Annotated in this window: 8 protein-coding genes and 1 pseudogene; 6 read left to right on the top strand and 3 right to left on the bottom strand. The window is 70.2% G+C overall.

Features of this window, described 5'->3' with window-relative positions; genetic code table 11:
* Nucleotides 1-1,012 precede the first annotated feature (1,012 nt).
* Entirely contained in the window at nt 1,013-3,856 is a 2,844-nt protein-coding gene (locus N5875_RS01385) for a glycoside hydrolase family 3 C-terminal domain-containing protein (protein ID WP_338491324.1), read from the bottom strand.
* A 333-nt stretch (nt 3,857-4,189) separates the two neighbouring features.
* On the opposite strand from N5875_RS01385, the gene N5875_RS01380 reads away from it, so the two are divergent.
* The 6 genes and pseudogenes from N5875_RS01380 to N5875_RS01355 form a co-directional block, all read left to right on the top strand.
* Nucleotides 4,190-5,866, top strand: a complete 1,677-nt coding sequence (locus N5875_RS01380) for an extracellular solute-binding protein (RefSeq protein ID WP_318210364.1) — start codon at nt 4,190-4,192, stop codon at nt 5,864-5,866.
* Nucleotides 5,866-6,936: an ABC transporter permease subunit gene (locus N5875_RS01375; RefSeq protein ID WP_318210363.1), complete on the top strand. Its 1,071-nt coding sequence runs from the start codon at nt 5,866-5,868 to the stop codon at nt 6,934-6,936. Before N5875_RS01380 ends, N5875_RS01375 begins: the two co-directional genes overlap by 1 nt.
* Entirely contained in the window at nt 6,933-7,859 is a 927-nt protein-coding gene (locus N5875_RS01370; protein WP_318210362.1) for a carbohydrate ABC transporter permease, read from the top strand. Before N5875_RS01375 ends, N5875_RS01370 begins: the two co-directional genes overlap by 4 nt.
* Before the next feature lie 102 nt (nt 7,860-7,961).
* Nucleotides 7,962-10,184, top strand: coding sequence for a 1,4-beta-glucanase (locus N5875_RS01365; protein WP_338491318.1), 2,223 nt, complete (start codon nt 7,962-7,964; stop codon nt 10,182-10,184).
* A complete protein-coding gene (locus tag N5875_RS01360) occupies nt 10,184-12,151 on the top strand; it encodes a beta-galactosidase (RefSeq protein ID WP_338491316.1) in 1,968 nt (655 codons plus the stop codon). Before N5875_RS01365 ends, N5875_RS01360 begins: the two co-directional genes overlap by 1 nt.
* Nucleotides 12,148-12,339: pseudogene (locus N5875_RS01355) on the top strand (hypothetical protein); the annotation flags it as partial. The gene N5875_RS01360 and the pseudogene N5875_RS01355, both read left to right, overlap by 4 nt.
* 23 nt (nt 12,340-12,362) lie before the next feature.
* Here N5875_RS01355 and N5875_RS01350 read toward each other — a convergent pair.
* Nucleotides 12,363-13,367, bottom strand: a complete 1,005-nt coding sequence (locus N5875_RS01350) for a LacI family DNA-binding transcriptional regulator (RefSeq protein WP_318210359.1) — start codon at nt 13,365-13,367, stop codon at nt 12,363-12,365.
* A 209-nt stretch (nt 13,368-13,576) separates the two neighbouring features.
* Nucleotides 13,577-15,091, bottom strand: a complete 1,515-nt coding sequence (locus N5875_RS01345) for a glycoside hydrolase family 43 protein (protein ID WP_338491313.1) — start codon at nt 15,089-15,091, stop codon at nt 13,577-13,579.
* Nucleotides 15,092-15,113 lie beyond the last annotated feature (22 nt).

Genomic DNA, 15,113 nt, shown 5'->3' with positions numbered 1-15,113 from the left:
GCCGGCAGCGTGACCGCCGACGCGGCCAGGCCAGTCGAATGGGCACGTCGCAGCCGCGGCCGCCTGCGTGGTCGGCGCACGGCCACACGGTCGCGGCTGTGTCGGCGCAGGTACTCGATGTGCTCCGTGCCGGGCCCTCGCGGCCCAGGCCCCGGCAAGAGGCCGTCGTCGGCCGACCGGTGTGCGGGGCCTCGGAGCAAGCGTCCTCGTCGTGCCCCCGTGCGGACCGCGCGACAGATTCACCACGGGCGCTCACGCCCGAGGCTGTCGGTGCCGCAGACGATGGTCGGCCGGTGGTCCCAGTGGAAGGCGCACCTCTCCACCGGCACAGTTGTGGCGACCCCGTGCACCTGGTCCCACGGGATCGCGGGATCGCGGAACGGCCACCGAACGGGGGCTGGGAAGCAGAACCCACGGGAGGGACACCTCACGAGCTGAAAGTCATCGGTTGGTTGGTGAAGCGCTTCGACGCTGTCACCACCTAAGATGTGATGTCAATGCCTGGTAAGAAAGAGGACTCCCTTGCGGCAGCCTTCTTGCTTCGTCGGAAGTTCCTCACTACCGTCACTCGATCGATTGAAGCGCTTCGACGATCCGTCGCGGAGGTTGCCGCCGACTCTTCGGGCCAGGAGCCTCTCCTGATCACGGAGGCCAACGCCCGAGCGGCGTCCGGAGCCCGGGTGCGTACGAGGGCGTCTTCGAGCCGTTCCACCGGGCGCGTTCGAGGCAGAGCGCCAGGTACGGATCCCGTACGCCTGTCCGTTGCACGACCTGCGCGGCGGACGCCCAGGGGCCGCTCCGGAGCCGGCTGCCGAGCAGTGACCCCAGCGCGACCGGTTCGGGCGCCGGCCCGCCGGCACCACCCGCCGCCACGGCGCCGGCAGCGTCGGACCGGCCGGGCCGGAGCCCGACCATGTCGAACGCGGACCTGGAGAGGCCGAGTCCGGAACCGAAGCCTTCCGGTGCCGGACTCCTCTGCGGCGACTCCCGTGCACAGGGGCCGATGGGGACCTCAGACGGCGAAGGCGAAGCGCGCGAGTCGCACCGGGCCGCACAGCCCGAGGCGGACGTCGTGCACACCGGCCGCAACGACGACGGGGGCGCTCACCGTGGCGTAGTCATAGGGGCCGGCCGCAACCGGGGACAGCGTGAGCACCGCCAGCACCGGACCGTCACCCAGCGAGAGTTCGACCGTGCCCTCGCCCGCGGCCTCCACCGTGATCCCCGCGGCCCCTTCTCCGAAGTCACAGTCACGGAACACCAGCTCGCCCCTCAGGCCGGTCACAGGGGTGACGGAGTCACCCGATGTCTTCGCCCGGTCCACGATCTCCGTGTCGCTCTGCTCGTCGAAGTCCACCGCGTCCAGGCCGTCCACCATGACCGGCCGGGGGACGGACGGCTCGCCGTCGAGGCCGACGGTCCGGGCCAGGCGGATGTCCTCGCTGGAGGCGCCGACGAGGATCTCGTAGAGGCCCGGTGCGACCCGGTGACGTCCCTGCGCGACGTCCCAGAACGCGAAGGCCGACATCGGCACCCGGAAGGCGATCTCCGTGACCTCCCCGGGCGCGAGCGTCACACGCCGGTGCGCGGCCAGTTCCCTGCGCGGCCGTGGCACCGACGGCTCCACGGCCCGGGTGTAGAGCTGGGCAACCTCGTCCGCGATGACATCGCCGGTGTTGGCGACCGTGAAGGACACATGCAATGTCCCGTCCTCGACGCGAGTCGTGAGGCCTTCGTAGGAGAAGGACGCGTACGACAGGCCGTGGCCGAACGGGAAGAGGGGCGCGCCCTCGAAGTAGAGGTACGTCTGGCGGCCGCCGATCACGTCGTAGTCGAGGAGACCGGGCAGGTCGGAGTCGTCTGCGTACCAGGTCTGCGGGAGGCGGCCGGCGGGGGAGACGTCGCCCGCCAGGATCCGGGCCAGGGCGCTGCCGGCGGCCTGGCCGCCGTGGGCCGTCCACAGCAGCGCCGGCACCTCCGCGTGATCGACCGCGTACGGGTACGCCGAGACCAGCGCCAGCACCGTGTTCGGGTTGGCCGTGCGGGCCGCGCGCAGCAGGCGTTCCTGGTGGGCGGGGAGGGCCAGGGTCGTACGGTCCTCGGTCTCGCGTCCGTTGATGTGAGGATCGTTGCCCGCGACCACCACCACCACGTCAGCCTGCGAGGCGACCCTGTTCACCGCGTCCTCGCCGCTCTCGACGACGACGACCTCGAAGATCTCCCCGTTCCCGTCGGCAACCTTCAGGCCGTCGGCGGCGACAGAGAGGGGGCGACCCGTACCGATGTGCCGAAGGAGGTGGCCGTTCTCGTGCGGTTCCAGTCGGAACGTCTCCTGGACGAACCAGCCTCCGGGCTGGTCGGCGGAGGCGCGGACATGTCCGTCCTCGGCGACGGAGAGATACCGGCCGTCGGGGGCGCGCAGGGTCAGCACGCCCTCGCCCCAGTCGATGAGGGAGAGCTCGGTGCCGGTCGCCTCGGCGGTGAGCGGGGGCAGGTCCGTCCGGCCCGCGAGCAGGGCCGGGTCGAGGGCGCCTTCGGCGCCGCGCACCTCGTCGTCGGCGTCCGCCTCCGGGACGTGCAGGAAGGCTCCGGCCGAGGTCTTCAGCAGGATCCGGTCCACGCCCTCCGCGAACCGCACGCGCTCCGATCCGAACCGCTCGGACAGACCCGCCAGCGGAGTGCAGCGGCGCAGGAGCGTGCCGCTGTACCAGTCGAGCTTGCACTCGTCGGCGAGCAGGCCGACCACCGCGAGCCGGGTGCCGGGCGCGAGCGGCAGCAGGCCACCGCTGTTCTTGAGCAGTACGACCGCCTGCTCGGCGGCCTCTTGCGCGAGGGCCCGGTGGTCCGGGGTGTCGAAGGCCGTGGTGAGCGCGTGCGGGTCGTACTCCGGGTCGAACTCGCCGAGCCGGAAACGGACCGAGAGGTGGCGGCGGACCGCCGCGTCGACGTCCGACTCGGTCAGCAGGCCCCGCTCCAGGGCGCCGCGGACCCGTGCGGTGATCTTGGAGCTGTCGGTGCCGTGGTCGGTGAAGCTGTCGACGCCGGCCAGCAGCGCGGCGGCCGTCGCCTCCTCGTGGGTGTCGAAGTAGTGCTCGGAGTCGACCAGGTTGGAGGGCGCGCCCGCGTCCGAGCAGACAAGGAGATCCTCGTCGGTCCAGGTGCGCAGATGCTCGCGCAGATAGGGCGAGACGTGGTTCGGGCGGCCGTTGACCAGGTTGTACGCCGGCATCACACCGGCCACGGCGCCCGCCTCGACCGTCTCGCGGAAGGCGCGCAGGTCGTATTCGTGCAGGACGCGCGGGCGGACCGAGGAGGACGTGACGTCGCGGCCCGTCTCGTTGTTGTGGGCCAGCCAGTGCTTGAGGACGGGCGCGGTGCGCCAGTACGTCGGGTGATCGCCGCGCAGGCCGTGCGTGTAGGCGGTGGCGATGGCCGAGGTGAGCTTCGGGTCCTCCGAGTAGCCCTCCTCGTTGCGGCCCCACAGAGGGTGGCGCAACAGGTTCACGGTCGGGGACCAGACGTTCAGGCCCACGCGGTCGTCGCGGGCGCGCATCGCGCGGACCTCGTTGGACACCGCCTCGCCTACCCGTCGCACGAGATCCGTGTTCCAGGTCGCGCCCAGGCCCACCGCCTGCGGGAAGACGGTGGCCGGCCCCATCCAGGCCACGCCGTGCAGGGCCTCCTGGCCGGTGCGGAACGCGGCGACGCCGAGCCGCTCCACGGCGGGCGCGAACTGGTGCAGGAAACCGATCTTCTCATCGAGGGTGAGCCGCGAGAGGAGGTCGTCGACGCGCTTCGTCAAAGGCAGCTGCCGATCGCGGAATGGTAGTGGTGTGTGCGGCGTGTGTGCGAACACGTGGGATCCCCTTGAGGTGAGCGGCGAGTGCTCTTGAAGCGCTTCGATGCTCATCAGATCCCAGAGCGAGTGTCAAGAGAGCAGCACCATCGCATCAAGAAGGGTCTACAGGAAGCGGACAAGAATCGCCTCCTGCCCCTCGGAGGAATCTTGGAAGCGACTCTTGTGCGCCCCTGGGTGTTCACTTAACCTCACTGCAACATCGAAGCGCTTCGACTGCGCATTGCGTCGCAGTGGTCGGATGTTCGCTTTCAGCTCAGCCGGTTCCAGTCACGACACCGCAGCCGACGGCCCACCGCCGGGTGTCCAGGTGCGCCACGAAGGGTTGACGCAATGACGCCGAATGCCGCCTCCTCCGGACTGAGCCGGAGAAGCTTTCTCGCCTCCACGGCGGTCGCCACCGCAGCGGTGGCCGGGGGAATGCCGCTCCTCACCGCCTGCAGCGATTCGGGGAGCGGCGGGTCGCGCGAGGGCGCCACGTCGGGCAAGGCCGCGGACAAGCTGCTTCCGACCTATGTCGCCAGCACGGTCGCCAAGCCGGACATTCCGTCGAAGAACGGCTCGTCGGCGGGCTACACCAGCAAGGTCGACCTCGCGACCCTCGCCTCCTCGGTCCCGACACGGCTCGGCACCGGCGCTCCCATCGAGATCATGGCCCCGCTCTGGGGCACCCCGCCCAAGCCCGGGTGCGCGTACTACACGGCGCTCGACGCCGCGGCGGGCACGAAGATCACCTGGCAGAACCAGGACGGCAACACCTACGGTGAGAAGCTCGGTGCCGTTCTCGCCTCCAGCTCCATACCCGACATGGTGGTCGTGCCGAGCTGGGAACTGGTCGGCAAGATCTCGAACGCGGTCACCGCGAAGTTCATGGACCTCGGCCCCTACCTGGCGGGCGACAAGGTCAAGAAGTACCCGAACCTGGCCGCGATCCCGTCCGACTCCTGGCGCATGAGCATCTTCGGCGGCGCGCTGCGCGGGATCCCGATGCCCGCTGCCGCCGTGCCCGGCATCGTGCCCTACTACCGCAAGGACATCTTCGACAAGAAGGGCTACACCGTTCCCAAGTCGGCCGACGAGTTTCTCGGCTGGGCCAAGGAGGCCACCAGCGCCAAGGCCAAGGTGTGGGCCTGTGGGGACATGAGGTGGTCGGCGGCGGGCATCTTCGGTGTCCTCCCTGCCGGGTCGCTCGGCTGGAACATCGGGGACGACGGCAAGCTGACGTACCGCATCGAGCACCCTGAGTACCTCGAACATCTGGAGTGGGTCCGCAAGCTGTTCGCCGCGGGCGTCGTCCATCCCGACGACAAGGCGAACACGGGCGACCCGAGCCAGCGGTTCACCTCCGGACAGATCCTGGTCTTCAACAACGACATGTCCGCCTGGTACGGCAAGACCACCGAACAGGCCCAGTCCAACCCGGACTTCGAGATCCACGGCATGGACTACTTCGGCGCCGACGGCGGCAGCCCGACGCTGTACCCCAGCCAGCCCGCCGGCATCTGGTCGATGATCCGCAAGGGCGCCTCGAAGGAGACGGTCGAGAACGCGCTGGCCGCCGCCAACTTCGCGGCAGCACCCTACGGCACCAAGGAGCGGATGTTCGTCGACTACGGCGTCGAGGGCACCCACTACACGGTCGAGAACGGCGCCCCGGTCAAGAATGACCTGGGTGTCCAGGAGGTGAACAACGCCTGGGTGCTGCTGGCGGCCCCGGCTCCCTACACCGCCCACCCCGACCTCCCCGACATCGCCCGCATGCAGGTCGAGTGGCAGCAGCGGCAGGGTGCCTTCGTCAAGAAGACGTCCACCTACGGCATGAACATCGTCGAGCCGACCCGATTCGCCACCCTCTCCAGCCAGTTCGAGCAGCTGGAGATCGACTTCGTGCGCGGCAACAAGAAGTTCTCCGACATCCAGCAGGCCATCTCCACCTGGAAATCCTCCGGCGGCGACAAGTTGCGCGACTGGTACAAGGAGCTCCTCGACAAGAACGGCAGCGGCAACTGATGTCCGTCACGGCCGGGAGCAGGCCCGACGGGACGCGACCCTCCGCGGCCGTCGAAGAGCCGAGGGCCGCGGTCGCCGCGGCCACCGTGAAGGAGAGCGTGCCGCGCAGGGCCGCCAAGGCCGCCAAGGCCGGCAAGGCCGGCAAGGTCCCCTTCCGTGTCCGGTGGCGCCGCGACCGCGCGCTCGTCCTGATGACGCTGCCCGTCATCGCCCTGCTCCTGCTCTTCAACTACGTCCCGCTGCTCGGCAACGTGGTCGCCTTCCAGGAGTACGACCCGTACGTCTCCAGCAACGGCATCACGGCGATCTTCCACAGCCCGTGGGTGGGCGTGGAGCAGTTCTCGCGGATGCTCGACGACCCGCTGTTCTGGAGCGCCACGAAGAACACCATCGTCCTGTTCGTGCTCCAACTGGTGCTGTTCTTCCCCGTCCCCATCGTCCTCGCGCTGGTCATCAACAGCGTGATCCGGCCTCGGGTGCGGGCCGTGGCGCAGGCGATCATGTATCTGCCGCACTTCTTCTCGTGGGTCCTCGTCGTCACCGTGTTCCAGCAGATCCTCGGCGGCGCGGGCATCGTCGCGCAGACCCTGGAGAAGCACGGGTGGAGCGGCTTCGACCTGATGACCGACGCCGACCTCTTCAAGTATCTGGTCACCGCGCAGGCCGTGTGGAAGGACGCCGGCTGGGGGATCATCGTCTTCCTCGCGGCGCTGTCCGCCGTCAGCACCGACCTGTACGAGGCCGCCGCCATGGACGGCGCGGGGCGCTGGCGACGCATGTGGCACATCACGCTGCCCGCGCTGCGCCCGGTGATCGCCCTGCTCCTCGTCCTCAGGGTGGGCGACGCGCTGAGCGTCGGATTCGAGCAGTTCCTGCTCCAGCGGTACGCGGTCGGCGCGGGGGCCAGCGAGGTCCTCGACACATACGTGTGGAACATGGGTATCCAGAACGGCGACTTCAGCTACGCGGCCGCGGTCGGCCTGGCCAAGGGACTCATCGGAGTCTGTCTCGTCCTGGGCGCGAACAAGTTCGCGCACCTGCTGGGCGAGCAGGGGGTGTACAAGAAGTGAGCCTCAACACGCAGCTCATCCGCAGCCTCAAGGCTCCCGCCCGCCCTGTGTGGGAGGAACCGCCGAGCAAGGCGGGACTCGCCGCCAAGGGCGGTTTCCTCGTGCTCTCCTGTCTGGGGGTGCTCGGTCCGCTGTGGATCGTGATCGTCACCAGCCTCTCGCCGAAGCCCGTGATCGACCAGGTCGGCGGCCTCGTCGTGATCCCCCAGGGCATCACCTTCGTCAACTACACGGAACTGCTCAGCGGAGGCCAGGTCAGCCGGGCGATCATGGTGTCGGTCGGTGTCACGCTCGTCGGCACGCTGTTCTCGATGACGGTGTCGGTGCTGGCGGCCTACGGCCTGTCGCGGCCGGGGAGTCTGGGCCATCGGTTCTTCCTGATGGCCATCATGGCGACCATGTTCTTCGGTGCCGGCCTCATTCCGACGTACCTTCTGGTGCAGTCGCTGGGCCTCACCGACACCTATCTGTCGCTGATCCTGCCGAGTGCCGTCAGCGTCTTCAACATCCTCGTCCTGCGGGCCTTCTTCATGGCGATCTCACCCGAACTCACCGAGTCCGCCCGCATCGACGGGGCCAGTGAGATGCGCATCCTGCTGACCATCATCATGCCGCTGTCGCGCGCGGTGCTGGCCGTCATCTCGCTGTTCTACGCGGTCGGGTACTGGAGCGCCTGGTTCAACGCGTCCATCTACCTCAGCGACCAGCAGATGATGCCGCTGCAGAACGTGCTCATCCAGCTGGTCCAGAAGAACACCGAGGCGCCGACCGGCCTCCAGCAGGCGGTCCGCACCGGCCAACTCTCGTCCCTGGGACTGCAGATGGCCGTCATGGTCCTCGCGCTGATCCCGGTCGCCGTGGCCTCCCCGTTCGTCCAGCGGCACTTCAAGAAGGGCATGCTCACGGGAGCCATCAAGGGCTGACGCCCTCTGGTCGCGCCCACGCGGCGGAGCCGCACATCGACATGGCCCCACGCCACGATCCCAGCTCGAATCTCCCCTTTCGTCTCAGGACCGAGGTATGTCATGAGTACGTTCCACCTCAGCAGGCGCTCCGTTCTCGCCGGTTCCGCTGCCGCCGCCGCGGTCGTCTCCCTGCCCGTGGTTTCGGGGCAGGCGCAGGCCGCCGCCCCCTCGGCCGTCGCCGAGAGCGGCTACCGGTGGCGCGGCGCCGTCATGGGCGGTACCGGGTTCATCAGCGGGGTGCTGTTCCACCCGTCGGTACGGGGCCTTGCCTACGCCAGGACCGACATCGGGGGTGCCTACCGCTGGGACGACCGCACCGACCGCTGGATCCCGCTGACCGACCACCTCGGCTGGGACGACTGGAACCTCCTCGGCGTCGAGGCCATGGCCGTCGACCCGACCCACCGGAACAGGCTGTACCTGGCCCTCGGCACGTACACGCAACCCTGGGCCGGCAACGGGGCCGTGCTGCGGTCCGAGGACCGCGGTGCCACCTGGAAGCGCGCGGACCTCACCGTGAAGCTCGGAGCCAACGAGGACGGGCGCGGATGCGGTGAACGGCTTTTGGTCGACCCGCGGAACTGCGACACGCTGTGGCTCGGCACCCGGCACGACGGACTGCTCAAGTCGACTGATCGAGGAGCCACTTGGCAGTCCGCGGCCTTCCCCGCCACTCCGAGCGCCACCGGCCAGGGCATCACCCTCCTGGTCGCCGCGGGCCGTACCGTCTACGCCGGCTGGGGCGACTCCGACGGCACCGCCGACCGCCCCAACCTGTACCGCACGTCCGACGGAAAGACGTGGGAGCCCGTCCCGTGGCAGCCGACCGGCACCGCCGCCAGGGTGCCGATCCGCGCCGCGTACGACCGTCTCACCCGCGAGCTGTACGTGACGTATGCCAACGCCCCCGGCCCCAACGGTCAGTCCGACGGCAGCGTGCACAAGCTGCTGACGACGAACGGGAAGTGGACCGAGGTCACCCCCGTGAAGCCCGGCGGGGTGACGAGCGACGGCGGGACCGACGCCTTCGGCTACGGCGGCATCGCCGTCGACGCCCGTCGGCCGGGGACGCTGGTCGTGTCCACCAACAACCGCTGGGCCGAGATCGACACCGTCTTCCGGTCCACCGACGGCGGCCGCACCTGGACGTCCCTGAAGGACGAGGCCGTCCTCGACGTCTCCGAGACCCCCTACCTCAAGTGGGGTGGCGACAAGCCCAAGTTCGGCTGGTGGATCCAGGCCCTCGGCCTCGACCCGTTCGACTCCGGGCACGTCGTCCACGGCACCGGCGCGACCCTGTACGGCACGCGCGACCTCAGGCGCTGGGCGCCGCAGATCCGCGGCCTGGAGGAGACCGCGATCCTCCATCTGATCTCGCCGCCGGTCGGAGAGGCGCATCTGATCAGCGGCAACGGCGACATCGGCGTGATGTACCACGAGTCGCTCACGGCATCCCCCTCGCGCGGAATGGCGTCGAACCCCGTGTTCGGTTCGACGACGGGGCTCGCCCAGGCCGCGGCCCGACCCTCGTATGTCGTGCGGACCGGCTGGAGCGGGAGCGCCAACGGCGCCTGGTCGAACGACGGCGGACAGACCTGGTCGCCCTTCGCGTCACAGCCGGCCGCCGCCAAGGACGCGCCCGGCCCGATCGTGACCAACGCCGACGGCAGCGTGCTTCTGTGGTCCCCCGGGTCCTCGAACGGCATCGTCAACCCGGCGTACCGCTCGACGGACAACGGCGCCACCTGGTCCGAGGCCACCTCCGTCCCGAAGGGCGCCGTCCTGGTCGCCGACCCCATGGACCCGACGAGCTTCTACGCCTACGACACGACCGCCGGCACGGTCCACGCCAGCACCGACGGCGGCCTGACCTTCACCGCCACGGCCACCGACCTGCCCTCGGGCGACGCGCAGTTCCAGCTGACCGCGGCACCGGGGCGCTCCGGTGATCTGTGGCTCAGCGCGAAGGAGGCCGGGCTGTACCGCTCCACCGACAGCGGCGCCACCTTCACCAAGGTCGGCAGCTGCCAGTCCTCGCACACCCTGGGCTTCGGCAAGGCCGCCCCGGGCGCCACCTACCCGGCGATCTACATGGTCGGCGCGACCGAGGGCTTCAACGCCGTGCACCGCTCCGACGACGAGGCGAGGAGCTGGGTGCGGATCAACGACGACCAGCACCAGTGGGGCTGGATCGGCCGGGCCGTCACCGGCGATCCGCGCGTGTACGGCCGGGTCTACCTCGGCACCAACGGGCGCGGCGTGCAGTACGGGGAGCCCGTCTGATGCCCGACCTGAGCGACGCGACCCGCGGCCGCCTTCTCTTCGGCGGCGACTACAACCCGGAGCAGTGGCCCGAGGAGACCTGGCACGAGGACGTCCGGCTGATGAAGGCGGCCGGGGTCAACTCGGTCACCCTCGGCGTCTTCGCCTGGTCGATGCTGGAACCGGAGCCTGGCGCCAGGGAGTTCGACAGGCTGGACATGCTGATGGATCTGATGCGGGACAACGACATCGGCGTCGTCCTCGCCACCCCGACCGCCTCGCCCCCGCCCTGGATGGGCCGACTGCACCCGGACACCCTGCCCGTCACCGAGGACGGCCGCACCGAGTGGTGGGGCGGCCGGCAGCACTTCTCGCACTCCAGCGCCACCTATCGGCGCTACGCCGCCGCCATCGCCGAGGACCTCGCCGCCCGCTACGCCGGCCATCCGGCGCTGACGATGTGGCACATCAACAACGAGTACTGCACCTTCGACTACGGCGACGAGGCCGCAGCAGCCTTCCGTCGCTGGCTGCGCGAGAGGTACGGCACCCTCGACGCGCTCAACGAGGCCTGGGGCAGCGCCTTCTGGGGCCAGGGTTACGACACCTGGGACGGCATCCTGCCGCCCCGCCTGCCCCACTACATGCGCAACCCCACCCAGGTGCTGGACTTCAGGCGCTTCACCTCCGACATGCTCCTGGAGTGCTACGTCGCCGAGCGGGACATCGTCCGCCGCCACACCCCGTACATCCCGGTCACCAGTAACTTCATGCCGCTGTGGATGGGCCAGGACGCCTGGCGTTGGGCCGAGGAGGAGGACGTGGTCTCCGTCGACATCTACCCGGATCCGCGTGACCCGCTGGGCGCTCAGAGCGGCGCCCTCGTCCAGGACATGACCCGCTCCCAGGCGCACGGGCCGTGGATGCTCATGGAGCAGGCCGCCGGGCCCGTCAACTGGCGAGGCGTGAACCACCCCAAGCCCCGGGGCCTCAACCGGCTCTGGTCCCTGCAGGCCGTGGCCCGGGGCGCCGACGCCGTCTGCTACTTCCAGTGGCGGCAGTCCCGGCAGGGCGCGGAGAAGTTCCACTCCGGCATGGTCAGCCATGCCGGGGAGGAGGGCCGGACGTACCGGGAGGTCAAGCAGCTCGGCGCGGAGCTGCAGCGGATCGCCGCCGAGGCGGCCGGCCGGACCATCACCGCGGACATCGCGATCCTGCATGACTGGCACGCCTGGTGGGCCGGCGCCCAGGACGGCCGCCTGTCCGGCCGGGTGGACTATCCGGACGTCCTGCACGCCTGGCACCGAGCCCTCTGGCAGGCGCACCTCACCACCGACTTCGCCCACCCCGAGCACGACCTGACGCCGTACTCCGTGGTCGTCGTGCCGCAGCTCTACGCCCTCACCGACGCGGCGATCGACCAGCTCCTCGCCCATGTCCGCAGGGGAGGCACCCTCGTCTGCGGCTTCCAGACCGGCGTCGCCGACGAGGACGACCGGGTCCGCGCCGGTGGCATGGATCACCGGCTGCGAGAACTGTTCGGCATCCGCACCCTGCACGAGTGGTGGCCGCTGGACGTGGGGGAGACCGTCACCTGCGGGGGCTTCAGGGCGTCCCTGTGGTCGGAGGAGCTGGAGGCCGACGGTTCCGCCGACGAGACCGTGCCCTACGAAGGCGGTGAACTCGACGGACTGCCCGCCGTCCTGCGCAAGGGCCGGGCCTGGTACGTCTCCACGCTCCCGGAGCCGGAGGCGCTGCGTGACCTGCTGGCCCGGATCGCCTCCGCCGCAGGCGTCCGACCGGTGCTCGACGGCCTCCCCGAGCAGGTCGAGGCCGTCCGCCGGGGCGAAGCGCTGTTCGTGCTCAACCACGGTCGCGAGCCGGTGACCGTCGAGGTGCCCGGCACTCACCACGATCTCCTCACGGGGAACGCCGTCACCGACCGGGTCACCCTCGGCCGCTACGGCGTGGCGGTGCTCCGGCCATGACCGCTGTCGACGGGCCCGTCCACGGCACCGGGGAGCCACACCCTGCCGCCCGTCGGGAGGTCGGCTTCCTGAGCGGCAACGGCCATCACGGCGCCCTTGTGTTCGGTGATCCGAACGCAGAGCGCGTCGTCGTCACCTCTTACACCCGAGTACGGCTGAGCGGTGACGGCGCTCACCGACGGCTGCCCCGTACGTCTCACCGGCCCACGCGTCAGGGCGCCGACCCGGTACTCGCCCGCACCGTCAACTCTGGTGCGATCAGCGAGACTTCGTCGGTGCCGCGACCGTCGATCTTGGCGACCAGGCGCTCCACCGCCTGCCGGCCCAGCTCCTGCGCGGGGATGGAGACCGATGTCAGTCGGACCGAGGCCTGGACGGCCACCTGGTCCGGGCAGATCGCGACCACCGACACGTCCTCGGGGACGGCGCGGCCCTGCCGGCGCAGCAGGGCGAGCAGTGGCTCGACCGCCTGCTCGTTCTGCACGACGAACCCGGAGGTGCCCGGGCGCTCATCGAGGATGCGGGTGAGGATGGCGGCTATCGCGTCGTAGCCCCCGCCGCAGGGCCGGTGCAACATCCTGATGCCCAACTCCCGTGCACGGGAACGGAGTCCGTCGAGGGTGCGCTCGGCGAAGCCGGTGTGCCGTTCGTAGACCGCGGGGGCCTCGCCGATGACGGCGATGTCGCGATGCCCGAGCGTCGCCAGATGCTCGACGCACAACGCGCCGGTCGCCCTGAAGTCGAGGTCGACGCAGGTCAGTCCAGAGGGGTCGGCGGGCAGTCCGATCAGCACGGACGGCTGGTCGGCGCTACGCAGCAACGGCAACCGCTCGTCGTCCAGTTCGACATCCATGAGGATCATCGCGTCGGCGAGCCCACTGCCGGTGACGCGGCGGACGGCTTCGGGACCCTCCTCGCCGGTCAGCAGCAGTACGTCGTACCCGTGCGCCCGGGCCGTCGTGGCGACCGCGATGGCGATCTCCATCATCACCGGCACGTACATGTCGGTGCGCAGGGGAACCATCAGCGCGATGATGTTCGACCTGTTGCTGGCCAGCGCCCGCGCGCCCGCGTTCGGGTGGTATCCCAGCTCGCGGATGCTCTGCTCGACCTGCAGTCGGGTGGCCGCGGAGATGGGCCGCTTGCCGCTGAGGACATAGCTCACCGTGCTCGCCGACACTCCGGCGTGCCGGGCGACCTCGGCGAGGGTTACCATCCAGCTCTCCCAGCCTTATGAAGCGCTTCGATCAGTTGAGCGTATCGCTCCTGCGTGAAATGTATGCCGACCCTATCCCCAGCACAGCGCGTTGTCCATCCTTCGTTGAAGCGCTTCGACGGAGGGTGCACGGCTCCGTTCGCAGGCCCCCGGGTGCTGCGTGTCGTACCGTTCTCGGGTTCGGGGCGGCAGCGGGAGGGGGCCTCCGTTCAGCCGTCGAGGGGCTCGTAGTCGAACCAGTCGAAGTGGACGGTGCCGGCCGCGGCGTACATGCCGATGACCCGGCCCGTGAAACCGCCGGCGACCTCGGTCGACAGGTAGCGGCCGTCGAGGGTCGCGAGACCGGTGTACGTGCCGTCGGGCTGCTCGACGCCGAGGGAGACGACGTCGGGGCCGGTGCACGGTCCGTGCGGAGCCGGTGGTTCCGTGATCGTGACGGCGAGGACCACCGGCCCGGCGGGCACGGACCGCGCTGCCACGACCGTGCGCAGGTCGCCGACGTGGGCGATGATCCGCACCTTCGTACCGGACGCCTCGATCGCGTAGTGATGCCGCTCGTCGAGCCGGACGGCGAGGCCGCCGCGTCCCTCGGAGGGATCGACCAGAGCGCGCGCCCGGCACGCGAGGTGCTGCTGGCGTCGGCCGGTGAACACCACGTCGGGTTGGTCCAGGGAGCCGGCCCGCGCGCGGAGGGTCAGCCAGCCGGGGCGCTCCTTGGTGGTGCAATGTTCGGCCGGCCGGTCGCGCAGGGAGATCCAGGATGGCCGCAGTCCGGCCAGGTCGAAGTCGTCGCGCTGCTCCTCGACAGGGCCGGGGGAGAGCGGCCACGGGAGCTCGGGCAGGTCCAGGGCGATCTCGCCGACGACCGGCCAGCCGTCCGCCCAGGTCACGGGGGCCAGGAAGGTCTCCCGGCCGAGCACGTGCCAGCCCGGTGTTCCGCCGCCCGGCCGTACGCCGAGCAGCACCATCCACCAGGAGCCGTCGGGGCCTTGGACCAGGTCGGCGTGCCCGGTGTTCTGGACGGGGTGGTCGGTGCCGCGGTGAGTGAGGACCGGGTTGGCCGGGCACGGCTCGAACGGGCCGGTAGGCGAAAGGCCGCGGGCGATCGAGACGCCGTGGCCGCGCTCGGTGCCGCCCTCGGCGATGAGCAGGTACCAGTAATCGCCGATCCGGTACAGGTGCGGCGCCTCCGGGGCCTTGGCGCCGGGCCCGCCGGACCAGAGCCCGTGCGGTGTGCCGTACGTCTGCCCGGTGGACAGGTCGATACGGACCTGCGAGACCCCGGCGACCGTGCACCAGCAGGTGCCGTCCTCGTCCCAGACCAGGTCGGGATCGATGCCCGGGACACCCGGCGCCCAGATGGGGTCCGACCACGGTCCGGCGGGGTCGGTGGCCGTGACGATGAAATTGCCGCCGCCCTCGCTGCAGTTGGTGACGATCAACCAGAAGCGGCCGTCGTGGTGGCGCAGGGTGGGGGCGTAGATCCCGCCGGAGGACGGCATGTCCGCCGGCAGGCGCAACTGCTCGGGCCGGTCCAGGGCGTTGCCGATCTGCGTCCAGTGGACGAGGTCGCGGCTGTGGAAGAGGGGTACGCCGGGGAAGTACTCGAAGCTGGAGCAGGCCAGGTAGTAGTCGTCGCGGACGCGGCAGACGCTGGGGTCGGGGTGGAAGCCGGGGATCACCGGGTTGGTGATGCGTTCGTCCGGCCGGCTCAGAGGGGGCACCTTACAGGTCCTCTCGTCGATT

The organism is Streptomyces sp. SJL17-4, from assembly GCF_036826855.1.
Classification (GTDB): domain Bacteria; phylum Actinomycetota; class Actinomycetes; order Streptomycetales; family Streptomycetaceae; genus Streptomyces.
The sequence above is the reverse complement of the archived record's forward strand: the minus strand, read 5'-3'. Positions and strand labels throughout refer to the sequence as shown.

What these genes read in the sequence shown, in the direction of transcription:
- N5875_RS01375 (WP_318210363.1), top strand. Translation starts at nt 5,866, where the DNA reads ATGTCCGTCACGGCCGGGAGCAGGCCCGACGGGACGCGACCCTCCGCG.
- N5875_RS01380 (WP_318210364.1), top strand. Translation starts at nt 4,190, where the DNA reads ATGACGCCGAATGCCGCCTCCTCCGGACTGAGCCGGAGAAGCTTTCTC.
- N5875_RS01360 (WP_338491316.1), top strand. Translation starts at nt 10,184, where the DNA reads ATGCCCGACCTGAGCGACGCGACCCGCGGCCGCCTTCTCTTCGGCGGC.
- N5875_RS01350 (WP_318210359.1), bottom strand. Translation starts at nt 13,367, where the DNA reads ATGGTAACCCTCGCCGAGGTCGCCCGGCACGCCGGAGTGTCGGCGAGC.
- N5875_RS01365 (WP_338491318.1), top strand. Translation starts at nt 7,962, where the DNA reads ATGAGTACGTTCCACCTCAGCAGGCGCTCCGTTCTCGCCGGTTCCGCT.